13 protein-coding genes are annotated in these 25,653 nt (G+C 70.2%); 5 read left to right on the forward strand and 8 right to left on the reverse strand.

Features of this window, described 5'->3' with window-relative positions:
• Positions 1–20: 20 nt before the first annotated feature.
• The 3 genes from GA0070616_RS22160 to GA0070616_RS22170 form a co-directional block, all read right to left on the reverse strand.
• Positions 21–683, reverse strand: coding sequence for a hypothetical protein (locus GA0070616_RS22160; protein ID WP_091091381.1), 663 nt, complete (start codon positions 681–683; stop codon positions 21–23).
• A 116-nt stretch (positions 684–799) separates the two neighbouring features.
• Entirely contained in the window at positions 800–1,591 is a 792-nt protein-coding gene (yaaA, locus tag GA0070616_RS22165; RefSeq protein WP_091086570.1) for a peroxide stress protein YaaA, read from the reverse strand.
• A 62-nt stretch (positions 1,592–1,653) separates the two neighbouring features.
• Positions 1,654–3,288: a hypothetical protein gene (locus tag GA0070616_RS22170; protein WP_091086572.1), complete on the reverse strand. Its 1,635-nt coding sequence runs from the start codon at positions 3,286–3,288 to the stop codon at positions 1,654–1,656.
• Positions 3,289–3,440: 152 nt separating this feature from the next.
• On the opposite strand from GA0070616_RS22170, the gene GA0070616_RS22175 reads away from it, so the two are divergent.
• A complete protein-coding gene (locus tag GA0070616_RS22175; protein ID WP_091091385.1) occupies positions 3,441–4,475 on the forward strand; it encodes an App1 family protein phosphatidate phosphatase in 1,035 nt (344 codons plus the stop codon).
• Between the two features lie 195 nt (positions 4,476–4,670).
• On the opposite strand, the gene GA0070616_RS22180 is transcribed toward GA0070616_RS22175, so the two are convergent.
• Positions 4,671–9,146: a LamG-like jellyroll fold domain-containing protein gene (locus GA0070616_RS22180; protein ID WP_091086575.1), complete on the reverse strand. Its 4,476-nt coding sequence runs from the start codon at positions 9,144–9,146 to the stop codon at positions 4,671–4,673.
• A gap of 298 nt (positions 9,147–9,444) precedes the next feature.
• Here GA0070616_RS22180 and GA0070616_RS22185 point away from each other — a divergent pair, with 298 nt between their 5' ends.
• The 4 genes from GA0070616_RS22185 to GA0070616_RS22200 all read left to right on the forward strand — a co-directional run bounded on the left by GA0070616_RS22185 (position 9,445) and on the right by GA0070616_RS22200 (position 20,811).
• Complete coding sequence (locus GA0070616_RS22185; protein WP_245712858.1) at positions 9,445–15,927, forward strand: RHS repeat-associated core domain-containing protein; 6,483 nt, start codon at positions 9,445–9,447, stop codon at positions 15,925–15,927.
• Between the two features lie 1,147 nt (positions 15,928–17,074).
• Entirely contained in the window at positions 17,075–19,111 is a 2,037-nt protein-coding gene (locus GA0070616_RS22190) for a family 10 glycosylhydrolase (RefSeq protein WP_091086582.1), read from the forward strand.
• Positions 19,112–19,213: 102 nt separating this feature from the next.
• The gene (locus GA0070616_RS22195) at positions 19,214–19,924 is read left to right on the forward strand and encodes a TetR/AcrR family transcriptional regulator (protein ID WP_091091390.1); all 711 of its coding nucleotides are present in this window, start codon (positions 19,214–19,216) and stop codon (positions 19,922–19,924) included.
• Positions 19,925–19,929: 5 nt separating this feature from the next.
• On the forward strand, positions 19,930–20,811 hold the full coding sequence (locus GA0070616_RS22200; RefSeq protein ID WP_217628221.1) for an alpha/beta fold hydrolase: 882 nt from the start codon (positions 19,930–19,932) through the stop codon (positions 20,809–20,811).
• Positions 20,812–20,855: 44 nt separating this feature from the next.
• Here the strand turns inward: GA0070616_RS22200 and glgB are convergent, their stop codons facing one another.
• The 4 genes from glgB to GA0070616_RS22220 are packed head-to-tail and all read right to left on the reverse strand — an operon-like array spanning position 20,856 to position 25,506.
• Positions 20,856–22,958: a 1,4-alpha-glucan branching protein GlgB gene (gene glgB, locus GA0070616_RS22205; protein WP_091086589.1), complete on the reverse strand. Its 2,103-nt coding sequence runs from the start codon at positions 22,956–22,958 to the stop codon at positions 20,856–20,858.
• A complete protein-coding gene (locus GA0070616_RS22210) occupies positions 22,946–24,970 on the reverse strand; it encodes an alpha-1,4-glucan--maltose-1-phosphate maltosyltransferase (RefSeq protein WP_091086593.1) in 2,025 nt (674 codons plus the stop codon). Before GA0070616_RS22210 ends, glgB begins: the two co-directional genes overlap by 13 nt.
• Positions 24,971–25,011: 41 nt before the next feature.
• On the reverse strand, positions 25,012–25,239 hold the full coding sequence (locus GA0070616_RS22215) for a winged helix-turn-helix domain-containing protein (RefSeq protein ID WP_091086597.1): 228 nt from the start codon (positions 25,237–25,239) through the stop codon (positions 25,012–25,014).
• Positions 25,240–25,278: 39 nt separating this feature from the next.
• The gene (locus tag GA0070616_RS22220) at positions 25,279–25,506 is read right to left on the reverse strand and encodes a winged helix-turn-helix domain-containing protein (RefSeq protein WP_091086600.1); all 228 of its coding nucleotides are present in this window, start codon (positions 25,504–25,506) and stop codon (positions 25,279–25,281) included.
• Positions 25,507–25,653 lie beyond the last annotated feature (147 nt).

Genomic DNA, 25,653 nt, shown 5'->3' on the forward strand with positions numbered 1-25,653 from the left:
GCGCGGCCCTGACGACCGGATCAGCTGGCGGCTGCGTCCCGGTCCGTGGCGGGGGCGAGCGCCGCGTGCTGGAGGATGCGGTCCCGCTCCGGCCCGTTGGGCACGCTGACCAGGAAACACCCGGTGCCCGGCCGCAGCAGCGCCGGAACGTCCAGCAGCGCCGCGCCGCGCACCAGCACCGCGGCCAGCTCACGGTCGGTCAGCCGCACCCCGAGGATGTGCCGGCGCACGTGCCGTCCCCCGGCGAGCAGGGCGGCCCGCCAGGCCGCGGCTGCCAGTCGGGTACGCCACAACCGGCGGGCCGCCGAGGCCCCCGGCACCGGCCCGCCGAGCAGCTCGCGCCGGCCCTGCCGCCAGCCGGCCTCGACGATCGAGGCGTACGCGGGCCGGTGCTCGCCGGGCACGTGCAGCCGGTGCAGCTCGTAACGGCGGCGCAGCCCGCCGACGGCCCGTTCGTGCACCACGGGCACGTCGAGGCGGGCCAGGAGTTGACGCATGCGCTGCGCCGCGTCCTCCCGGTTGAACTCCACGGCGGCGGACCGGCGTGGCGGCGTGGCCTGCCGGGTTCCGGTGCCCGCCGGTGGCGGCATGCAGCGCAGCAGGCAGGCGGCCTCGAAGGCGTCGCCGAGGGTCAGCCAGTCCAGCGGCGGCGGGGTCGACGGCAGGCGGGGCCGGTCGAGCATGATCGGTTCGGCAACCAACTCAGCGCTCCTTGCGGCGTCGGGTGCCCCTACGGTGACCCCCTGCGCCCCGCCGCGAAACCGATCCGGCCCGACCTTGAGGAAATCTTGCGACTGTCCTACAGCTCGGTGACCACCACGTCGACCTGGCGTGGCCGACCGGCTGGCGCGGGCTGCTCCAGCACCGGGTACTTCAGGTCGCGCAGCGCCTGCACCAACGCGTCGGCGGTGCGCGGCCGGGCACCGGAGAGCAGCAGGTCGCGCACCAGCCGGCCCTTGGTCGCCTTGTTGAAGTGGCTGACCACCGACCGCACCGGCACCCCGTCGACGTCCCGTTCGTGCAGCACCCGCACGGTCACCGTCCGGGCCGCCGCCACATCCCGGGGGGTCCACGTCGCCGCGTACGCCCCGGAGCGCAGATCCAGCACCGGCCCGTCGCCGGCCGCCCCGGCCATCGCCGCCGGCAACGCCCGACGCCACCACGTCGACAGCGCCCCCACACCGGGCAGCCGCGCCCCGATCGGGCAGCGGTACGGCGGGATCCGGTCGGTCAGCCGCACCGCCCCCCACAGCCCCGAGGCGACCAGCACCTGCCGTCCGGCGGCCCGCTGGGCGGCCGGGGGCAGGGACGCCAGATCCAGCGCCGCGTACAGCACCCCCGTGTAGATCCGCCCGGCCGGAGCGCACGCCGCCTCCCGCAGCCGGACGTTGCGCCGCAGCTCGCCGCGCTGACCGGCGCCCAGCCCCAACGCGGCCAGGGCCGCCTCCTCGTCGCCGCTCAGCGTGACCAGCGCCGCCAGGATCTCCTCGCGGGCGGCGGTCAGCTCGGGCAGGCTGAGCCGGGACAGGTCGAGCCGCCGGCCGGCACCGGCGTCGGCCTTGCCCTCCGAGGGCGGCAACAGGATGAGCATGTGGTGACTCCTCGACCTCACCGACGCCCGCGCGTCGGATCCGGCCAGCGTACGACCCGGCCCTACCGCCACGGCCGGGGCGGCACCGCCGGGTGGTACACGCGATACCCGCCGATCTCGGCGCGCAGCGCCGCGTCGGCCTCCGCGCCGAGCAGGTCGCGCAGCCGGCGCTCGGCGGGGTCGTCAGCCACCAGGACGTACCCCGGTCGCTCGGCGCGGGCCAGCCGCCACCAGTACGCCGGGATGCGGTTGCGGCCGGGGGACAGGTCGTCGGCGAGCACCCCGCACACCACCTCCTCGGCGGTGTTGAACACCAGCCGGTTGCACGTCCAGTACTCGCCGTACACCTCGTGCAGTCCGGCGTCCCGCAGCGCGGCGGCCAACCGGCGGGCGTCGCGTTCCTCCACCCGCCCCGGCACGTATCCGCCGGTGGCGAACGCCACCGTCGCGGCCAGCGCCGTCGCGGCCAGCGCCGTCAGGGCCGCCCCGGCCAGCCCGCCGGTCACCCGGCGCACCGCCCCGGTGGTGCGCCGCCGGCCGGCGACCGCCGCCGACCAGAGCGGCCACAGCACCGCCGGCAGGGACAGGCTCAGCACCGACAGGTACCGCGCGTTGCCCAGCGGATCGGTGGCGGCGAGTGGGCTGCGCGCGTACGACAGCAGAGTCAACGCCGCCCCCGCGACCAGCGCGAGGTGCACGACCGGCCCGACCCGCCCACCCCGGCCGGCGGACTGCCGGTAGGCGACCACGGCGACCACGGCGGCGGCCAGCAGCAGCAGCGGGTACGCCAGGCCGAACCACCGTTGCCACCCGGAGCAGCCGTCGGCCGGGCACAGCCCGGTGGCCAGGGGGACCCCCTCCAGCAGGCTGCCGTCGAGCCGGCGCGACCACGACGGCACCGGCCCGTCCGTCGTGCTGATCTGCCGCAGCACCGACCACGAGTCCTGCCCGGGCGGGGCCACCAGGTTGTCCCGCACCATCGGGGCGACCCCCACGGCGAACCCGGCCACCAGCAGCGCACCCGCCCAGCCCAGCAGTTCCCGCCGCACCGCCCACAGCAGCGCCACCCCGGCCGTCGCCAGATAAGGCACGATCAGCCAGTCCGACCACAGGGCCAGGCCGGCGAGCAGCCCGAACAGCCCCACCGCGAGCCACCGGCGAGCGATCGTGCCGCGGGCCAACCCCACCACCACCAGCAGCATCAACGGCACCGCGACCTTGACCTCCGGCCGGCCCCCGACCGCCATCACCTGGTCGCGGACCACCCGTTCCGAACCCAGCGCCAGCAGGCCGACGACCAGTACGGCGAACCACGGCGAGCAGATCCGCCGGGTCAGCCGGTACATCAGCCAGAGGAAGACGGCGTACAACGCCAGCAGCGGCAGCCGCAGCACCGGCCAACTCGGCCCGGTGACCGCCAGCAGGGGGGCGGCGAGGTAAGACTCCAGCGTCCCCATGTACCGCTGCCCGTAGAGGAAGACGGGTAGCTCCCGACCCTGCGCGATGTGCAGCGCGGCCAGCCCGAAGGTGGCCTCGTCGCTGTTCGAGGCCGGCACCGTGTACCACGTCAGCACCAGCCGGTAGCCGACCCCGAGCACGCCGACGACCAGCGCCACCAGCGCCGGCCGGTCGAGCCGTGGACGCCGGAGTCCTCGTCGCCGCGCTGGTCGCGGCGTACCTGGTTGCGGCACGACCATCGCCCCCGTCGTCGTCCCGCCCGCAGTCTCGCACGCCCCGACAGACGGCCGGGGCCGATCGGCACAGCCGGACCGGTCGGCCGGTGGGCTGGGGGCCGGTCGGGCGTCCGGCTCGCGTGGCCGAGGTCGCCGACCTGTGGCAGGGTTGCAGCGTGCCACCCACTCCCGCAGGCCAGCTGGCCGTACCCACCCTGCACCGGGCCGCACGGATCGAGGACGCGGTCCACCAGTTGGTGGAGCGTCGGCTGCGGCGCACCGGCTGGCGGATGAACGTGATCGCCTACACCGGCTACGGCGCCCCGGGCTGGGTGCGGGTGATGTGCCGGGTGCTGCTGGGGCGGCCGGACACCCGCCAGAAGGGCCGGCTGGAGAAGGTACGCGGCTGGCGCAGCTTCACCACCCTGCCCGCCAAGCACGCCACCGTCACCATCGAGACGGGTGGCGTACGGTGCGAGGCGCGGGCCGACCGCAGCGGATTCGTGGACACCGTCGTGGAGGCACACCTGCCGCCCGGCTGGGGTTCGGTGCGGATCAGTGTGCCCGACGCCGAACCCGTCGAGGCCCCGGTGCGCATCCTCGACCCGAACGTCCGGTTCGGCGTCCTGTCCGACATCGACGACACCGTGATGGTCACCGCGCTGCCCCGGCCGCTGCTCGCCGCGTGGAACACCTTCGTGCTCGACGAGCACGCCCGCGCCGCCGTCCCCGGCATGGCCGTGCTGTACGAGCGGCTGGTCACCGCGCATCCCGGCGCGCCCGTGTTCTACCTCTCCACCGGCGCGTGGAACGTCGCACCCACCCTGACCCGGTTCCTGTCCCGGCACCTCTACCCGGCCGGGCCGCTGCTGCTGACCGACTGGGGTCCCACCCAGGACCGCTGGTTCCGCAGCGGGCGGGAACACAAGCGTGCCACCCTGGCCCGGCTGGCGAAGGAGTTCCCGGAGGTCAAGTGGCTGCTGGTCGGCGACGACGGGCAGCACGACCCGGAGATCTACCGCGAGTTCGTCGCCGACCACCCGGACAACGTGGCCGCGGTCGCGATCCGCAGACTCTCGCCTGCTCAGGCGGTTCTCGCGGGCAGCCTGCTGCCGCACGACAACCGCGAGGGGCCGGTGGGGCAGAAGTGGCTGTCCGCCCCGGACGGGGCAGGACTTTGGCGGTTGCTGCGGGACGCGGGCCTGGTCTGACGGACGACCCTCCGCTGTGCCCGGACACCATCGGACGCGGCGGGAGCGCCTTCGCCGGCCTCGGCCCGGGGTCGTGGTCTGATCGCCGGCGGCAATCTCTGAATCGTTCCTGACGTCCGTCAAGGGATCGCAAGTCGAGAGGATTCTCGAACGTGGGTGGGCCGAGCCTGGCGGCTCGACCCACCCGTCGTCAGCTCACCAGCCCGAGGCGATCTGCGTTCGCGAGTTCAACATCCCGCCCGACGCCCCCGGATACATCCAGAGGATGCCGGTGGAGTTCGACCGGGCGAGGACATCGACCTTGCCATCCCCGTCGAGGTCGGTCAGTCCGAATGATGTGAGGGTGGCCCAGCCATCGCCCACCAGGGTGATCGATCCGGCCGGGAAGTCGTACAGTCGCAGGTGGCCGGTGCTCGTCCGGCGAGCGTAGACGTCCGGCGTCGAGTCGCCCCTCACGTCGGCTGCGCCGTAGGGCACATAGTCGGTGGTCCAGCCGTCGCCGACATCGATGCGGGGCAGCGTGCCGCCCTGCAAGTCACCCGGATAGACCCATAGGTCGTTGGTCGCACCGGCGGTGATGACGTCCTGGTATCCATCCTGGTTGTAATCAGCGAGGCCGAAGGGACGGTTACTGCACCACTGGTTGCCGAGGGCGGTTGGCGTCGGGCTGAGATCGTCAGCCATTCCGAGGAAGACAAGGAGCTTGCAGGAGATGTTGTCCCTGACGACAAGGTCCGGGTAGCCGTCGTGATCCCAGTCCGCCACGCCGAACGCGGTGAACTGGTTCCAGCCGGTTCCGATCAACCGTGGCGCCTCGAGCGGATTCGACGGGAGCGGCGTTCCCGGAGCGAGGTTTCGCCTGCGGTGCGACCACAGGTTGCCGCTTCCGTCTGCGGCGTAGATCTCCGTTCGCGTGGTGCCGGTTCCTGGCGGCGTCCACGTGGTGGCTCCGAACGGAATGAGGGTGCCCGTCGTTTCGGCATTGGTGGCACCGATCTGGGTCGGCGTCAGCGCCCGCTTCCACACCTGCAGGTTGCTGACCATGCCGGCGTAGTGTGCCGTGGGCACCCCCTGATAGAGGTACCGCCCGACGACGAACTTCCCGCCGGTCGGCCAGGTCGGCGTCGCCGTGTACTGGGCACTGCCCTTGAGGGCTCCATCGACGTAGAGCGAGATCGTTCGGGTGTCGACGTTGTACGTGGCTACCAGATGCGTCCACACGCCGAGCGCCGTCCCAGCCGATGCGATGACCTGTGTGTAGGACCAGCCGCTGTCGGCGTTGCCGAGCCCGAACCGCCAGGTGTTGTCGCTCGCGTTGTTCCACAGCAGGAAGCGCGACGCGTTCGCCCCGTCCTCGCTGACGATGACACCACCGGCGGCGGTGGGCTTGGCCCACACCGAGATGCTGAAGGACTTCGAGGTGTCGACCAGCGGTTCATTGATCGACAGGGCACCCTGCTGAGACGTGTCCACGTCCGTCCCGGCCGCGTTCGTGTTCATGATCACGGCAGGGCTGTAGAGGTCTCCGGTACGCCAGATGACGTTGGAGTTCTCCACGGCGAGCGGCTTGTTGCCGGAGATGTCCCGGGCGGTGGCGACCGCTCCGTCACCCTGGTCGTCGAAAAGCCAGGTGTGGTCGGCGGTCAGCAGGGTCTGCTTCGGCTGCGCGCTGATGGTGCCGGTGCCGGTCTGCAGGTCACTCACCAGCCAGGTGGTGACGGCAGCCTGCGCTCCGACGGCCCACAGGTCCGGGATGCCGTCGTCGTCGGCGTCGCCGGCCCGCAGGCGTAGTGACGCGCCGGTGTTCCAACCGGAGGTGGCCAGCGTCCGTGCGGTGTAGCTGAGCTGGCTGCTTCCCTCGTCGTAGGAGAGCCCGGACCACAGATGCAGCGCCCCGGTGGTGCGGTTCCACAGGAACATGGCGGTGCCGTCGGCCAGCTGGGTGGTGGTGATGGTCCAGTTGTTCCAGTCGGTGCCGCCGGTGGGGGTGAGCGCTCCGGTCGAGGTGGCTCCGTAGTAGACCCCGATGATGTCGCCGTAGCTCGGGTAGTACGTCAGTTGGTAGCCGTTGGCGTCGCCGGTGATGCCGATGAGGTCGGGGTAGCTCACCGGGTCGAGACCGCGGCTGTTGCCGGCGTTGGCGAGCTGAAGTGCTGGTCGCGCCTGGTCGTCGAGGAGAAGCTCCGCCATGACGTCGTGTTGCATGCCGCTCTGGTCGGCCATCAGCCCGGAGCCGTCGCCGTTGCCGGCGAGAATGGCCGCAGTGCCGTCGTTCGGGTGGTAGACCAGGACGTCCTGAAGACCGCTGCCGGTGAACTGGCCGGTCACGACCTGGGTGTCGTCGAAGTCGGAGGGCGACGTCGTACCGCTGAACCCGTTGCCTCGGGTGCCGATGTTGGTGACCGCCGGATTGACGGTCCCGGTGCCGTCGTTGCGCCCCAGCCAGAGACCGGACGAGAGGTTGTGCGCCCCGCCCGGGATCAGCAGGTCGGCTGCGCCGTCGCCGGTGAGGTCGCCGTCGGGGGCCGGCGTCTGTGGCGCCGAGGCGGTGAACAGGACGGTCGAGGTCTCGCCGAAGTTCTGCCCGCCTCCCGTGACGCTGGTGACCGCGAGGGTGTTGCTGAATCGGGTGGGTGCCACCGTGATGGATGCGGTTCCGCCGCTGCCCGCCGTCACCGTCTGCGGTGAGCCGGAGTTCAGTTGGTAGGTGTAAGCGGTCGGCACCGGGCCGGAGGGCGGCGTGACGGTCACGGTGACCGGCTGGCCGATGACGGCCGGGCCTGAGGGCTCGGAGAGCACGGGCGGGCCGGCCCGGGTCGCGTCGAACGTGAAGCGGCAGGTCACCGACCAGCTGCTGGTGCGGTTGAAGTCGGTGGCCTGAACCTTCCACGCGAAGGTGGTCGGCACACCCTTGCTGGTTCCGACGACCCCGGCTGCCGTGGCAAGGACGCCGCGGGGGACCAGGAAGACCGCGGTGCTGCCGGACGGGTAGGTCAGCAGGTCGGGGTCGGAGGACGCGAGCGCGGTCTGCGTCGCGTCGTCGTCCTTCCACAGCGTGAAGCGGACGCCCAGCGTGCCCCTGTTCGGGTCGGAGACCGGCGCGAACAGCGTCACACCCGTGTCACCGACGATCGTCGGGGTGGCGGCGGGGCACGAGGTCGACGGTGAGGTCTTGAGCCCGGTCGGGGTGGCGGGGGTGTGGTTGTACCGGATGGTCAGGGTGGGGCTGGTCTCCAGGAACTCTTTCCAGCTCTGGGTGTCGCTGGCCTCGTTGGCGGCCACCATCCACAGGGTGCGGACGCTCCGCTTGGCGGCTACGTCATCCTTGATCCTGTTGGTGATGTTGAAGGACACGTCGTCGGCTGCGCAACCGCTGTAGCCGTACGCGAAGCTCTTGGAGGCGATCGCGCTGCCCTTGCTGACACCCTCCCAGTGGTTCCAGGTGGCGTTGGCGGCGGACAGCGTGGTGCCGGGACCGTAGACGTGGACGGTCCTGGGGGTGCAGTTCCACGATCTTGTGTTGGTGATCTTGAATATCGCGTCGTGGATGACGGCGCCGGTCAGGGTGCCGTGCGGGACCGCGAAGTTGATCAATGTGTTGGAGCGCTGCACGCCGGAGTTTCCGACCTGCATGCGGTCCAGCGGGTCCGGGGTGTTCTTCCAGTAGTTGGTGGACTGGTGCTGGTACGAGATGGTGGCCCAGCCGGACATCCTCGGCCCGACCGGTGTCCAGGTGAACGTCGGATCGATGTAGACCGGGTAGACGGTGTCCGCCGCGGTGAGCAACGTCCGGTCGGGCGTGAGGCCCAACTTCCCGCGACCCACCTTCACCTTGATCGGGGCGGTGCGGGCGGCGCGACCCGGTGCTGCCGTCGTCGACTCTGCCCGCTGACGGCCCGACGGGGCCGCTGCGGCGGTGGTGCTGGAATCCCACATGATCGGGGCCGGCGCGGTCAGGACCGTCCTCTTGAGCCGGTCACGGCCCGTGATGTTGCCGGCCGCGTCCGCCGCGAGGCTCACGCCCTTGGTGGTGGTCGTGAGGTCGAGGGTCGCGAGGGCGGGTTGCGTCGCGGCCTTGCGGGACTTCACCACGAACACGTGGGAGAACCCGCCCTCGGCAGTGACCCGGACGGTCAGGTCGACCCCGGGCAGGACCTCACGGTAGGTGGCGGTGGCGCCGTCCAGGGTCGGCGCGGGCAGCGGCATCGGCGCGGTGAAGCTCACGGCGCGGTCGCCGCTGGTCATCTCGGCGAGTGGGCCGGTGCCACCGGGGGAGACCCTGACCGGGTTGGCGGTCACGGCGGGGACGATGCTGCCGTCCGGTCGCCGGGTCAGCGTGGGGTCGAGGTCCTTCCACTTCCCGTCGACCCGGGTCCGGGTCGGCGTGGCGGACTGGGTCAGCTCGACGGTGCCGTCCGGTCGGGCCGTGACGACGGAGGTGGCGGTGCCGGCGGCGGTCGCTTCGACCGGCTTGCCGGTCCGCCGCGCCTCGGCCATCGCCGAGTCCACAGTGCCGGCCCGGGCTTTCGGCGCGGACGACGGCGTCGCCGGTGCTGCGCTGGCCGGCGTGGCGCCGAACGGCAGGCTGGCGGCCAGGACGACGGCCGCGGTGAGGCCGGCTCCAACGGCGCTCTGCTTGCGCGGATTTCGGAACGATCTGGATCTGGACATGCGAGGTGCCTCCCCCGTGTGTGGTGCCACCGAGCGCGGGTGTCGCGCCTTTCGGCGGCCACAGTGAAGCAGGGCGACCCGGCGGGAGGGAACGTCGCGGTGACTCCTGGTCGCCCCATTGGCACCCACTGCGACCGAATTGGACGGCAAGATCGTCGATCATCGTTACCTCGCCGTGACCTGAGTTGACGGCTGAACGTGAAAGATTGTCAGCGCCACGGGGGTGTGCAACCGAACACTGAGCGTGGTCTGTTGTCGATCATCGCTTGAGTGAGGTTGCATGAACAGGCACGGCCGATTGCGTCTGACCACTCTGGCGCGGGCGACGACCGCCGCACTCACCACCGGGGCGATGGCGGCGAGTCTCCTGACCGCCGTTCCGGCTCAGGCCCGACCAGCGGATTCGCCGGCACCGGCCCGCCCGTCACCGGGACCCTCGGTCAACGGCGTCAAGCCGCTGCCCACGAAGTTCGTGACGCCGCCGGACGCGGCCCGGGGCACCCACCGCCCCGACCGGACACGGTGGCCGAAGGCGGCCTCCTCCACGCTCGACCTCGCCGCCACGACGGCCCGAGCGGCCTCGCCCGCGAAGGCCCGCGACGCCGACAGTCCCGTGTGGGTGCAGCCCAGCGCCGGCTATCGGGGCCCGCAGCGCGTCGACGTGCAGGTGGCCGACCGTGCGACCACCGAGGCCGCCGGTGTGCAGGGTGTCCTGCTGTCGGTCCGGCCCGACGCGGCGGAGGCCGGCGGCACGGTCCGCGTCGGCGTGGACTACGCCGACTTCGCCGAGGCCTACGGTGGCAACTACGGTGCCCGCCTGCGGCTGGTGCGCCTGCCGGCCTGTGCGCTGAGCACGCCGAAGGCGGCGGCCTGCCGGACACCCGTCCCGCTGGTGTCGACGAACGACGTCGCGTCGAAGTCCGTGTCGGCGGAGGTGCCGCTGACCGCTACCGGCGCGACGCCGCGGTCGGCCGGGGGCACCACGCTGGTGCTCGCCGCCGTGGCGGGCGCCGGTGAGGAAGGCGGCGAGGGCGGCACCTACGCGGCCACCGACCTGAAGCCCTCCGGCTCCTGGTCCGGCGGCGGAAGCGCCGGGGCGTTCACCTACTCGTACCCGATCACCCTGCCGCCGGCGGCCTCGGGGCTGGCCCCCTCGGTGGCGCTGTCCTACGACTCGAGCAGCGTGGACGGCCAGACCGTGGCCACGAACGCGCAGGCGTCGTGGGTGGGCGACGGCTGGTCGTCGCCCCGCTCGTTCATCGAGCAGTCGTTCGCGTCCTGCCAGGACGACCCCGGGGGCACGGCATCGCCGGTCAAGACCTACGACCGTTGCTACGACGGCCCGGTGTTGACGATGTCGCTCGACGGGTCGTCCACCTCCCTGGTGTGGGACCAGGCGAAGTCCGTGTGGAAGCCGGAGTCGGACAACGGTGAGGTGGTCACCAAGGTGCCGACCGGCGCCAACGGCACCGGCACCGAGGACACCTACTACTGGCGGGTCAAGCTGCGCGACGGAACCGTCTACGAGTTCGGCCGCAACCGGCTGCCCGGTTGGGCGACCGGCAAGGCGGAGACCAAGTCGGTGGACACGGTTCCCGTGTACTCGCCGCACTCCGGCGACCCGTGCTACGACTCGGCGGGCTTCTCGGCGTCGGTCTGCACGATGGCGTACCGGTGGAACCTCGACCACGTCGTGGACGTGCACGGTAACGCGATGGCCTACTACTATGGTCAGGCGAGCAACCACTACGGCCGGAACAAGGGTGCCTCGGACGTGTCCTACGTGCGGGACAGTTGGTTGGCCCGCATCGACTACGGCTTCCGCGACGGCGGAGCGTACGGGACGGTGCCGAACCGGGTGCTGTTCCACACCGGCGATCGCTGCCTCGCGGGCACCTGCCAGCCGCTCAACTCGGCCAACAAGGCCAACTGGCCCGACGTGCCGTTCGACCTGATCTGCAACTCGGGCACGGACTGCGACGCCTGGAGCCCCTCCTTCTTCTCCACGGTGCGACTCACGTCGATCGAGACGCAGCAGTACGACACCGCGACGACGCAGCACGAGAAGGTCGACTCCTACGCCCTGGCCCACACGATGCCGGCCACCGGGGACGGCACCGCGCCGACCCTGTGGCTGTCGTCGATCACCCGTACCGGGCACGATCTGAGCGCCGGCGGGTCGACCGCGGCGATCAGCCTGCCGTCGGTGAGTTTCAGCGGCATCAAGCTGCCCAACCGGGTCGACGTCACCGGTGGTCTCCCGTCGTTCTACCGCCAACGCATCTCGGCCGTCACCACCGAGACCGGGTCGGTGATCGCACCGAGCTACGAGCTGCCCGTGCCGTGCACCGCGCCGGTGTCGGGGTCGCCCGCCTCGAACACGAAGTCGTGCTACCCCGTCTACTGGACGCCCGACGGCTTCACTGATCCCTTCCGGGACTGGTTCCACAAGTACGCCGTCACCCGGATCACCTCCACCGACCCCACCGGCGGCGCCCCCGCCGCCACCACCAGCTACAGCTACCTGGGCGGGGCCGCCTGGCGGTACGACGAGAACGAGGTCGTCAAGGCCAAGTACCGCACGTACGGCCAGTTCCGGGGCTACGGCAAGGTGCAGACCCTCACCGGCGACGGCGTCAACGACCGCCGCACCCTCTCCGAGGTCGCCTACTACCGGGGCATGTCGAAGAACAACAACACCACCGTCGTGAACGTCACCGACTCCGCTGGCGGGGTGCACGAGGACGTCGACGAGTTGGCCGGCCGGGAACTGGAGTCCACGGGGTACCTGGGCGAGGGTGGTCGCGTCGACTCCTCGACGATCACCTCGTACTGGGTGTCCGGGGCCACCGCCACCCGGTCGCGTACGGGCCTGCCGGCGATGACCGCGCAGTGGACGCAACCGGTGAAGACGTACACCCGGCAGGCGGTGACCAGCGGCGCGTCGCCGACGTGGCGCTACACCGCGACGGACCACAGCTACGACGCCGACACGGCCAGTGCCACCCTCGGCTCGCTGAAGCACACCTACAGCTACACGGTCCCGGTGAACGCGAGCCACGACCGGTGCACCAGCTACACGTTCGCCCCCGCCAACGCCAGCAAGAACCTCGTCGGCCTGGTCAGCCAGGTCGAGACCGTGGCGGTGGCCTGCGGAGGCTTCACCCAGGGCAGCCCGGCCTCGGAGCCGGGCAGCGTGAACACGCTGACGGCCCCGACGTCGGTGAACCGGCCGGCGCAGGTCGTCAGCGCCACCCGCACCCACTACGACGACCACGCCTTCGCCACGACGTTCCCGCAGCCGGCGCCCACGAAGGGCACCGTCACGATGACCCGCCAGGCCGCCGACCACACCTCCGGCAGCTACACCTGGCAGACCACCGCCCGCCGCACGTACGACTCCTACGGCCGGGTGGTCGACAGCTACGACGCCCGGGGCAACAAGTCGACGGCCGGCTACACGACCAACAGCGTGCACCTGGTGACCGGCACGTCGAGCACCAACGCGTTGCAGCAGTCCGCCTCGACCACGGTGAACCCGCGCCGAGGCAGCACGCTGACCAGCACCGACGCCAACAACGTGGTGACCCGTCAGCAGTACGACGCGTTGGGCCGCAGCACGAAGGTGTGGCTGCACTCCCGGCCGACGAGCAGCGCCGCCAACCAGGTGTTCGACTACACGGTGTCGAAGACCGGCGTCACCGGCGTCACCAGCCGGCAACTCAACAACTCCAACGGCTACCTGACGTCGGTCACCCTCTACGACGCGATGCTGCGCAGCCGGCAGACCCAGGCGATGACGCCCCAGGGCGGCCGGATGATCACCGACACGTTCTACGACACCCGGGGCTGGACCCGCGCGTCGTACAACGGCTGGTGGGACGACGGCACCCTGCCGACGGTGAGCGCGCCGGTGTCGGCGGCCAACCTCAACAAGCAGGTGCCGAACCAGACGTTCACCACGTACGACGGTCTCGGTCGGCCGATCGTCGTCGAGGCGGCGAAGAACGGGGTGACGGTGTCGAGCACGACCACCGTGCACCACGGCGACCGCACGACGGTCGTCCCGCCGGACGGCGGCATCGTCACCACCACCGTGACCGATGCCCTGGACCGCAAGACGCAGCTGGTCGAGTACAAGGCCCGGCCGACCGTCACCACCCCGGCGGACACGTTCACCGGCACGTTCACCGTGGCCGGCGGCGAGGGCGTGACCAGTTCCTACGGCTACGACACGCGCGGCAACCAGTCGACGCTGACCGACGCTCAGGACAACGTGTGGACCAGCACCTACAACCTGCTCGGCCGGGTGGAGGCGAAGTCGGACCCGGACGCGGGCGACAGCACGCTGGGCTACGACGCCAACGGCAACCTGGTGCAGGTCACCGACGGCAGCGGGAAGACCCTCTCCTTCACCTACGACGCGCTCAACCGCAAGACCGGTGAGTACGCCTCGACGGTGGCCAACCAGTCCGCCGCCAACCAGCGGGCCGCGTGGGTCTACGACAACAGCAACGGCGTCGCCGGTGTCACCAACCCGATCGGGCAGTTGACCACCACCGTTGCCTACCGGGGTGGGCAGTCGTTCACGACCCAGCAGAAGGCGTTCAACGTCTTCGGCAAGTCACTCGGGTCCACTGTGACGATCCCCGCCAGCGAGGGTGCCCTCGGCGGTTCGTACGTCTTCGGCCACTCCTACACCTCGGTGCTGGGCCTGCCGCTGATGGACACCTACCCGGCCAAGGGCAGCCTGCCCTCCGAGGTGGTGATCCACGGCTACCAGGGTGCCTTCGACCTGCCCAACCGCCTCGGCGGTGCCGCCGGCTACGCCCAGAACGTGACCTACGACGCGTGGGGCCGGGTCGTCGGGCAGCGCGTCGGCTCGTCGACCAGCTTCGCCACGGTCACCAACGTCTACGACCCCCACACCGGTCGGATCACCAACCAGGTGGTCGACCGCAACACGGGCACGCCGACCCGCGTCGACGAGCAGGAGTACCGCTACGACCTGTTCGGCAAGATCGACCGGAAGACCAGCACGCGGTACGGCACTGCCACGCCGGCCGAGACCCAGTGCTACGGCTACGATGGCCTGAACCGGCTGGCCGAGGCGTGGACCGCGACCGACGAGTGCGCCACGGCTCCGACCAGCAGCAACCGTGCCATGGTGGGCAACGCTGCGGGTGGCGGCAGCGCCTACTGGACGAGCTGGAAGGTCGACACGATCGGCAACCGCACGGAGCAGGTCGAGCGCAACCTGACCGGTGGCGCGGACATCACCACGGCCTACACCTACGACGGCAACGGCCAGGGGCAGCCGCACATCCTGACCTCCGCCACCAGGTCCGGCGGTGCCACCGGCACGACCAGCTACACGTACGACGCGGCGGGCAACATGACCGGGCGTGACGCCGCCGAGGGCAACCAGACCCTCGGCTGGGACGACGCCGGCAAGCTCGCCAGCGTCACCGGCGGCACGAGCGGAAACAACACCTTCGTGTACGACGTCACCGGTGACCTGCTGCTCCAGAAGGAACCCGGTAGGACGACGCTCTACCTGCCGGGGCAGCAGCTCACCCTGAACACCGCCACCGGTGTGATCGACGGTGACCGCTACTACGCGCTGCCCGGCGGCGGGACGTGCATCCGTTCCGGCAGCGGTGCCAACTACACGTTCGCCATCGCCGACCACCAGGGCACGCCCACGCTCTACCTCGACAACACGGCGCAGAACCCCACCTGGCGGCAGTACACGCCGTACGGCGGGCCGCGTGGCGCTGCCGTGACGGCTCCGGACAACCGTGGCTTCCTGAACAAGCCGATGAGCCCGACCGGGCTGACCATCATCGGAGCTCGTGCCTATGACCCGGTCATCGGTCGGTTCATCTCGGTCGACCCGATCATCGACAACAAGGACCCGCAGCAGTGGAACCCGTATTCGTACGGCCACAACAGCCCCATCCACTACAGCGACCCGACCGGCCTGAAGGACTGCGCGGACGACCAGTGCAGCACGTACTCCACCCCCAACTCCGACGGCGGCCGGACCATCCATGAGCCGGGCGGCAAGAAAACCGATTATGATGAAAATGGCAATAAGCGTGGGCAGCGGAGCCCGAAGAAGGGTAAGGGAGGAAACAAGCCGATTCCCGGAGCCTGCGGCACCGGAACCCCTGAGTACTGCCATGCTCCAGGTACACGCAGCGAGGGGCCGTACGACATCTTCCGCATGTGGCTTGAACTTCTCGCGACGGGCTACCTGGATCCGCAGAAGCGGAAGCTGTGTCAAATGTACGCCCCGGCCTGTAGGCACATCGAGTACTTCCGCGATGGAGACCGGATGACCCAGTTGCTACTGGCGACCGAGTCGTTTGCCATCGTGCAGAACGATGTAAGGCGGGAAATTGCAAGAGGTAGGCGCAGCGGAAGCGCGGACTGGCACTACTCGGATAAGGGGAATGCCTACTCCTACCAACAAATCATGAAAGACATGGGTGTTCATGGCCTGACTGTCCTGGGTGGAAGCCCCAGTGAGGCTGACCAGTGGACAGCGGTCACCGGATCCTATGACGTCAGCTGGGAATACATCGGCTGGGAGGCGAAGGGTAGGGGGCCCGTCATTGAATACAGGGTGCGAAACGCCACAACCATCTACTCTGGAACTCGTGTACCAGGAATTTCGCCGCCGCGCGGCGATGGGAGAGCGGGAAGTGGCGCAGATGCCCGCAAGGGCGAGCACTACCTGATCCAGAGCTACCGCTTCAGGGCCTATTCATGGTAGACGCAGTCAAGGCCACTGGGCCTACTCGTGCAATTAGCGGGGGTGGCCAGTAAATGCGGCGCCGATGGACGCTCGGAGCAGCCGCCGCAGGAGTTGCGTGTCTCGTGCTTATGGCGTCGGGCTATGCGGTCAGCGAGTTTTTTGAGGATAATCGTCCTGTCCTATCGAGCGAGATGGTGGAAGGCTCCTGGCGCGGCATGGGCGGCGGCTGTGAATTCACATTCAATAGTGATGGCACTTTCCACGGGACGCAGATTCCGGTCTCGCTCTTCAGTCCGCCGCAGACCGCGAATGCCACCCGTACCACGATCTCCGGAGCGGGGACTTGGGAGTTAACCGCAGCCTTGGGCGATAGTTCTGGCAGGACCACTCAAGTGAGGCTTGGCTTCGACTCATTAGAGGGAGGTGGGTTCAGAGCCCCCTTCTCGGCAAGACTGCGGTCGGACCGGGTGCGCGGGGAAGTGCTACTTTTCTGGTTCGTTGATGACCCAGACCTTAACCAGCGAGTGGTGCTCGAAAAACTCTGACGGCTTTCGCGTGCCGCCCGTCGCCATCAATCCCCAGATCTACACCGGTCCGCCGACCCGCTTTATCGACAGTACTGCGCAGGTCCTGAGTTCAGCCACATGTTTCGCGGTTGATCTTTCTGCTCTTCCTTAGAAGATCGTCGAATGACTCTGATAGGTGGCGGAGATGTCGCGATGTGGCGAGGCGTGGTGGGGATCCTGTGGGGGCGTCTTGCTGATTGCGGTCGGGTCAGCCCTTGCGGCTGACTATCGAAGAGTCGCGACGAAACACATCCATCTTGCTTCGCATCTGGTGCGCCCATTGAGCGCTGCCAAGAAGATGAGTTGGTCCAATGCTCGCCTCGTGAGGCGTCGCGCTCGATTCGTTGCCCTCGACCGGGCCTTCGGTCTCGTAGTTGTGTTGCTGGGCGCCGGATCGCTGATCACGGGCGGCCACCTCTCGGTGAATCGCTTCTGACGGGCAACCCGAGTCACAGTTAGGGTTTTGCGTTCGCTGCGGGCTTGGTCTGACCGCTGGCAGCCCGAACGTGGCCGCCCAGCGTGGCCGCTCGGCCGGTGGTGCGCCGGCCACCTCTTGAAGGTTACTTGCGCAGCGGCTCGACAGGGCTGAACATACCTTCATGCCCAGAGAGCTTGGTCGATTCCTCCCCGGCGTGGCGCTGACGGTGGCGCTGTTGCTCGGCGCGGCCGTCCCCACCTCCCGACCCGCCGCGCCGGACACCCACCCCGACACCCGACCGGACCCCGTGCCGGTGAGCGCCCAGGCGACCTGCGTGACCGATCCGGCCACCCCGAAACGACAGATCCGGGGCATGTGGATCGCCAGCGTGGCCAACATCGACTGGCCCAGCCGCACCGGGCTCACCCCGGCCGCCCAGCAGGCGGAGTACCGGGGCTGGCTCGACCTGGCCCAGCAGCGCCGGATGAACGCCGTGGTGGTGCAGATCCGGCCCGCCGCCGACGCGTTCTGGCCGTCGACGTATGAGCCGTGGTCGCAGTGGCTCACCGGCACCCAGGGCGGAAATCCCGGCTACGACCCGCTGGCCTTCATGGTTGCCGAGGCGCACGCCCGCAACCTGGAGTTCCACGCCTGGTTCAACCCGTACCGGGTGGCCAACCACACCGACCTGAGCAAGCTCGCGGCCAACCATCCGGCCCGCAGGAACCCGGGCTGGGCGGTCGCCTACGGCGGGCACCTCTACTACAACCCCGGCATTCCGGCCGTACGCGCCTTCGTGCAGGAGGCGATGATGGACGCCGTCCGGCGCTACGACATCGACGCCGTGCACTGGGACGACTACTTCTACCCGTACCCGCTCAGTGGGGTGGCCTTCCCCGACCAGGCCACCTACGCGCAGTACGGCGGTGGTTTCAGCAACATCGCCGACTGGCGGCGAAACAACGTCAACCTGCTGGTGCAGGAGATGCGGGCCAAGATCCGGGCGGCGAAGCCGTGGGTGAGGTTCGGCATCAGCCCGTTCGGCATCTGGCGCAACGCCGGCACCGACCCGCTCGGCTCACGCACCAACGGCCTCCAGTCGTACGACGCGATCTATGCCGACACCCGACGCTGGGTGCGCCAGGGCTGGGTCGACTACATCGCCCCGCAGATCTACTGGCACATCGGCCACTCCGCCGCCGACTACGCGGAGCTGGTCCGCTGGTGGTCGGAGACGGTGACCGGCACGAACGTGCACCTGCTCGTCGGGCAGGCCACCTACCGTGCCGGCGCGGCCGGGCAGGACGCCGCCTGGCAGGACCCGACCGAGCTGACCGACCACCTGACGCTGAACCGCAGCCACCCGCGCGTCGTCGGCGACATCCACTTCAGCGCCAAGGACGTCCGCGCCGACCGGATCGGCGCGGTCAGCCGGGTGGCGACCGACCACTACCGCCGGCCCGCGCTGGCACCGGCCGGCACCGGCGGCGCGGCACCGGCCGCCCCGAACCTCACCTCGGCGGTACGCGGCACCGGCGGCGTGACGCTGACCTGGCAGCGCGGCACCACCGGCAGCACGACCGCGTACGCGGTGTACCGGCTGCCCGGCAGCGGCACGGTCGACCCCTGCGACCTGGCCGACGCCCGGCACCTGCTCGGCACCGTGCGCGCCTCGGGCAGCGGCGGGACGTTCACCGACGCCACCGCCGCAGCCGGCTCGACCTACCGTTACCTGGTGACCGCCCTGGACCGGCGGCACCACGAGAGCCCGGCCAGCAACGTGCGGGTGGTCACCGGCAGCGGCGGCACATTCAGCGTGGTCGTGGACAACGCCACCACCGGAGGCTTCACCGCCGCCGCCACCTGGGGCACGTCGTCCTACCTGCCGACCCGGTACGGCGCCAACTACCGGTTCGCCCAGCCGCAGGCGATCAGCGACCCGGCCTGGTTCAGCGCGACGCTGCCCGCCACCGGCTCGTACCGGGTCGAGGTCTGGTACCCGTCCGACCCCGGCTACAACAGCGCCACGCCCTTCCTGGTGGCGACGGCTAACGGCACCGTGACGGCCACCGTCGACCAGCGCGTCGGCGGCGGGCAGTGGCGGGTGCTGGGCACCTACGACCTCGCCGCCGGCACCCGCCAGGTCGTCGGGGTCAGCCGCTGGACCAGCACCCAGGGGTACGTCATCGCCGACGCCGTCCGGATCACCCGCCTCTGAGGCCGCTGCTCCCCCGGGGCGGTTCGCTGCTCCCGGGGGAGTACGGCGCTGATCCCGTCTCCTCGGGTGTCTGCGCAGCAGCTCTCTGATACGGTACGGAACGTGTCGTATCCAAACCGGCCCGGTGCCTCGGATCCCCCTGCTGGTGCCCGTGGGGGACGTCCACGAGACGAGCGGCGGGAGCGCGAGATTCTCGCGGTCGTTGGTTCTCTGCTCGCGGAGTCGGGCTACGAAAGCGTCACCTTCGAGGAGGTCGCCCGGCGCGCGGGCGCGTCAAAAGCGACCCTTTACCGGCGCTGGAAATCCAAGCGAGACATGGTGATCGCCGCGCTCAAGGCAGGACCGGCGTACCGGGAGGGCCCGGACGAGATCGACACGGGCAGCCTGCGAGGCGATCTGTTGGCCCTGTGCCAGCGACTCGACCGGACCATGCGCTCTGCCGACGGCCAGACAGCGATGCTCCTGCTCCAGGCGGGCCTGGAGGACCCCGACCTGTGTGAGGAGATCGAGAGGTCGGTGGGGCCGACGGGTGCGCGACTACCCGCGAGCGTGGTCGAGGCAGCCGTCCGCAGAGGAGAGCTGCCTGAAGGTGTCGACCCCTTCCCCTACGAAGAGGTCACCGGCGCGGTGCTCCTGCTCCGTCGGGTCAACGGGCTGCAGGCCGACGACCACTACCTCGAAACGTTGATCGATGTCGTCCTGATTCCAGCCCTGCACGCCACGACGACCACCGGCCCCCCGATGCCAGCCGGCATCTTCTCCGGACGGCCCGCAACCCAGCCGATCCCCAGACACAGTGGAGGAACACCATGAAGCCGATGACCATCGAAGGATTCCGCTATCAGCTCCTCCCCGGGGAGCAAGGTGTCGCCATCAACGTCGCGGTCTCCGGTGACGGCCCCGCGGTCGTGCTGCTCCACGGGTTTCCCCAGACGCACTACATGTGGCGGCACGTCGCACGGGAACTCGCCGAGCGACACACCGTGATCGTGCCCGACCTGCGGGGCTACGGCGAGAGCGCCAAACCTGCCGCCGCCGGTCCCGAGACCTACTCGAAGCGGGCCATGGCCCGCGATGTGCTGGCCGTGGCGCGGGAGTTGGGACACGAGCAGTTCGGGCTCGTCGGGCACGACCGGGGCGCCCTCGTCGGGGTCCGAGCCGGCTTGGACCACCCGCAGGCCGTGGCATACCTCGGCGTCCTCGATGTGCTCCCCACTCTGGACACGTGGGCGGTCCTCCAGGGGGTGAACGCCAAGGTCGCCTGGCATCTCTACCTCATGGCGCAGCCAGCCGGCCTGCCGGAGAAGATGATCACCGCAGTGGCCCCGGAGTTCTTCAGCTCGTTCCTCGACGCGTGGGACACCGACGGCACGACCTTCACTCCTGAGGCGCGCCGGCACTACATCGACAGCTCGGTCAACGCCGTCGACTCCATCGTCGCCGACTACCGAGCCACTGCGGGCATAGACCTGGAGATGGATCAGGCCGACCGCGACGCAGGCAGGCGGTTGACCATGCCGGTCGGAGTCATCTCCCAGGACTGGGGCTCGCAGCTCGGGTTCGACGCAGCGTCACTCTGGGGAGCCTGGGCTCCCGACCTGACATACCAGGCGATCCAGGCTGGCCACTTCATGGCCGAGGAGAAGCCCGCAGAGATCGTCCGTTTCATCGCAGACCTCGCTGCCCGCGGCGACGCCTGACGTCGACCACCTGCGGGTACAGCGCACCCAGGCGTGCAGGAGGGTCAGGCGGGACGGAGCCAGAGAGCGCCCAGCGGCGGGACCTGAAGGGCGACCGAGGCCGGCAGGCCGTGCCACGGGACGCTCTCCGCGTGCACACCACCGAGGTTGCCCACCCCCGAACCGCCGTAGTGGTGGGCGTCGGTGTTGAGCACCTCCGCCCACGCGCCCCCGGCCGGCAGCCCGATCCGGTAGTCGTCCAGCGGCCGGGCCGAGAAGTTGACCACGCAGACCAGGGTGGCCCCGTCGGGCGCGATCCGGACGAACGAGATGGCGTTGTTGGCGACGTCGTCGCCGGCGAGCCAGCGGAACCCGGCGGGCGTGGTGTCCTGCGCCCACAGGGCGGGGGTGTCCCGGTAGACCCGGTTCAGGTCGCCGACGAGGCGCTGCACGCCGGCGCGGGCGGGGTCGTGCAGCAGGTGCCAGTCGAGGCCGCGTTCCTCGCTCCACTCCCGGTCGTCGGCCAGTTCGCAGCCCATGAACAGCAGTTGCTTGCCGGGGTGCGCCCACATGTACGCCAGCAGCGCCCGTACGGTGGCCAGCCGCTGCCACGTGTCGCCGGGCATCTTCGCCGCGAGGCTGCCCTTGCCGTGCACCACCTCGTCGTGGCTGATCGGCAGCACGTAGTTCTCGCTCCACGCGTACGCCAGCGAGAAGGTGAGCTGGTGGTGGTGGTGCTGCCGGTAGATCGGGTCCTTCGAGGTGTAGAGCAGGGTGTCGTGCATCCAGCCCATGTTCCACTTGAACCCGTAGCCGAGCCCGCCGTCGCTGGTGGGGCGGCTCACGCCCGGCCAGGCGGTGGACTCCTCGGCGATCATCACCACCCCGGCGTGCTGCTTGTAGACGGTGGCGTTGACCTCCTGCATGAAGGCGATGGCCTCCAGGTTCTCCCGGCCGCCGTGCACGTTCGGCTCCCACTGGCCGTCCTGCCGGGAGTAGTCCAGGTAGAGCATCGAGGCGACCGCGTCGACGCGCAGCCCGTCGACGTGGAACTGGTCGCACCAGTACAGCGCGTTGGCGACCAGGAAGTTGCGCACCTCGCGGCGGCCGAAGTCGAACACGTACGTGCCCCAGTCGGGGTGTTCGCCCCGGCGCGGGTCGGGATGCTCGTAGAGGGGGGTGCCGTCGAAGCGGGCCAGGGCCCACTCGTCCTTCGGGAAGTGCGCCGGCACCCAGTCGAGGATCACCCCGATCCCGGCGGCGTGCAGCCGGTCCACCAGGTACCGGAAGTCGTCGGGGTCACCGAACCGGGAGGTCGGCGCGTAGTAGCCGGTGACCTGGTAGCCCCAGGAACCGCCGAACGGGTGCTCCATCACCGGCAGGAACTCCACGTGCGTGAAGCCCAGCTCCGTGACGTATGCGGTGAGCTGCTCGGCCAGTTCCCGGTAGCCGAGGCCGGGCCGCCACGAACCGAGGTGCACCTCGTAGACGCTCATCGGCTCCTGGTGCACCTGCCGCTTCGCCCGGCCCGCCAGCCAGTCGGCGTCGCCCCACTCGTACGTCGAGTGGTGCACCACCGACGCGGTGGCCGGCGGCACCTCCGCGTACGCGGCCAGGGGGTCGGCCTTGTCCCGCCAGTGCCCGTCGGCGCCGAGGATGCGGTACTTGTAGCGGGCTCCGACCCGCGCGCCGGGCACGAAGATCTCCCACACGCCGCTGGAGCCCAGTGAGCGCATCGGCCAGCCGTCGTCGGGGGACCAGCCGGTGAAGTCGCCGACCACCCGCACCCCGCGCGCGTTGGGCGCCCACACCGTGAACGCGACGCCTTCGTCGAACACCCGCGCGCCGAGGGCCTCCCACAGCCGCTCGTGCCGGCCCTCGCCGATCAGGTGCAGGTCCAGCTCGCCGAGGGTGGGCGGATAGCGGTACGGGTCGTCGTGCGGCTGCCCGTCAACCTCCACCCGGTAGTTGAGCACCTCACCCGGCACGGTCGCCTCGAAGACGCCCACGTCGTGCACCCGCTTCATCGGGTGCCGTTCCCCGTCGACGAGGACGGCGACGTCCCGGGCTCCGCGGCGCAGCGTGCGGATCACCGTCTTCCCGTCGGCCGGGTGCGCGCCGAGCACGGCGTGCGGGTCGTGGTGGCGGCCGGCGATCAGCTGGTCCATCGGGTGTCGTCCTTCGAAGCGGGAGTGGTCGGGGCCGGCGGGGTCGCGCCCGGCCGGCGCACCGTGAACACGTGCGCCGGTTGCAGGTACGGGTCGAGGCGCACCGCGTTGTGCTGCCCCCAGTCGTAGCTGGCCCCGGTCAGCTCGTCGTGCACGGTGAACCGGTCGTGCCAGTCCATGCCCAGCGCCGGCATGTCGAGGGTGGTGTTGCCCCACTGCACGGTGTGGGAGTCGAACGTGCACACCACCAGCACCGTGTTGCCGGTGTCCGGGTCGTGCTTCGACCAGCACAGCAGCGCCGGGTTGTCGATGTCGTGGAAGACCAGGTTACGCAGCCGGTGCAGGGCCGGGTTGTCGCGGCGAACCCGGTTGAGGGTGGTGATGAACGGCGCGAGGCTGCGGCCCTGCGCCTGCGCGCCGGCCCAGTCACGGGGGCGCAGCTCGTACTTCTCGTTGTCGAGGTACTCCTCCGCGCCGGGGCGGGCGACGTGCTCGAACAGCTCGAAGCCCGCGTACATGCCCCAGGAGGGGGACAGCAGCGCCGCCAGCACCGCCCGGATCTTGAACATGGGCGGGCCGCCGTGCTGCAACGAGGAGTGCAGGATGTCGGGCGTGTTCGGCCAGAAGTTCGGCCGCATGTAGTCGGCCGCCGCCACCAGCTCCGCGCAGTACTCGCGCATCTCGGCGGGCGACGTGCGCCAGGTGAAATAGGTGTACGACTGGGTGAAGCCGACCTTGCCCAGCCCGTGCATCATCGCCGGCCGGGTGAACGCCTCGGCCAGGAACAGCACGTCCGGGTCGACCTTCTTCACCTCGCCGATCAGCCAGTGCCAGAAGTCGACCGGCTTGGTGTGCGGGTTGTCGACCCGGAAGATCTTCACGCCCTCGCCGACCCAGTGCAGCACCACCCGCAGCACCTCGGCGCGGATGCCCTCGGGGTCGTTGTCGAAGTTCAGCGGATAGATGTCCTGGTACTTCTTCGGCGGGTTCTCCGCGTACGCGATGCTGCCGTCGGCCCGGGTGGTGAACCACTCCGGGTGCTCGGTGACCCACGGGTGGTCCGGCGCGCACTGCAACGCCAGGTCGAGGGCCACTTCCAGGCCCTGCTCGGCGGCGGCGGCGAGGAAGTCGCGGAAGTCCTCCGGCGTACCCAGGTCGGGGTGGATGGCGTCGTGGCCGCCCTCGGCCGCGCCGATCGCCCACGGCGAACCCACGTCGTCGGGCCCGGCGGTCAGCGAGTTGTTGGGGCCCTTGCGGTTGACCCGACCGATCGGGTGGATCGGCGGCAGGTAGAGCACGTCGAAGCCCATCGCCGCCACGCCCGGCAGCCGCTCGGCGGCGGTGGCGAACGTGCCGGACCGGGCCGGCACGTCGGCGGTGGCCGGGATCGCGCCCTCGGATCGGGGGAAGAACTCGTACCAGGCGGAGAACAGGGCGCGCGGCCGGTCCACCCAGATCCGATACTGCTCGCCGGTGGTGACCAGCTCCCGCACCGGGTGGTCCCACAGCAGCTCGGCCAGCTCCAGCGCCGGGGCGACCCGCCGGGGCAGCTCCAGCTTGTCGTCCCGCAACGCGGCCACCGCCGCGCGCACCCGCGCGACCTCGGCCGCCGGCACCAGCTTGCGGGCGGCCTTGAGCACGCGTACGCCCTCAGCCAGGTCGTTCGCCAGCTCCTGCGGGCCCTGCCCGGCATCGATCTTCTTCGTGACCGCGTTCTGCCAGGTCAGGTACGGGTCGGAGAACGCCTCCACGGTGAACGCCCAGTCGCCGACCGCGTCGGGGCGGATCACCGTGTGCCAGCGGTCCTGCCCGGGTTCACCGGGCCGCATGCGGGTGAACGGGCGGGCCCGCCCGTCGGGGCCGAGCCACACCACGTTGCAGCCCAACGCGTCGTGGCCCTCCCGGTAGGCCCGCGCCGACACCGGCACCAACTCGCCGACCACCGCCTTCGCGGGGTAACGACCGCAGGAGACGGAGGGGGAGACGTCTTCGATCGGGATCCGTCCGCTCACCGGTCCAACCTACTGTGCGAGATCGCTCCGCGCGCGGTGAGTCAGGCGGGCGGCTCGGCCGCCACGAACGACCCCTTGCCCTGCCGGGTGACGATCCAGCCCCGCTCCTCCAAGATCCGTAGGGCGTAGCGAACCGGCCAGGCGCTCGACTGATACTGCTCGCGCATCTCCGCGATGGACGGCAGCTTGTCACCGGGCTTCAGCGTGCCAGCGCGGACCGTAGCCACGACGTCATTGATGATCCGTTCGTAGAGCGTTGTTCGCGACATGATGGCGGGCCTTCGCGCGATAGGTACGACTGCTGCTGTTCAGGGGGGCGGTTCCGTTGCGACGAACGACCCTTTGCCCTGGTGCACCTCGATCCAGCCCCGTTCGTCGAGGATCCAGAGGGCGCGCTTGATCGGGTTGTCGGATGAGTTGTACTGCCGGGCAAGTTCGGCGATCGTCGGGAGCTTCTCGCCGGGCTTGAGCGTCCCGCTGCGGATCGACGTGGTGATGTCGTCGACCACCTGTTCGTACACGGGCTTGCGGGGCATGTGACCACCTCTCGTCAGCCCCTCAAGATTCTCACCAACCGCGACACGGTGTGGATCCTGTGTTGACTCTGGCTACTTAGGGTCCTAAGTTCCCTCGTGTCAGTGGCCTCTCGTCAGCAGCGGAGTGCCTCCGACCGGGGCGGGGTG

The sequence above is a fragment of the Micromonospora nigra genome (assembly GCF_900091585.1).
Taxonomy (GTDB): Bacteria; Actinomycetota; Actinomycetes; order Mycobacteriales; family Micromonosporaceae; genus Micromonospora; species Micromonospora nigra.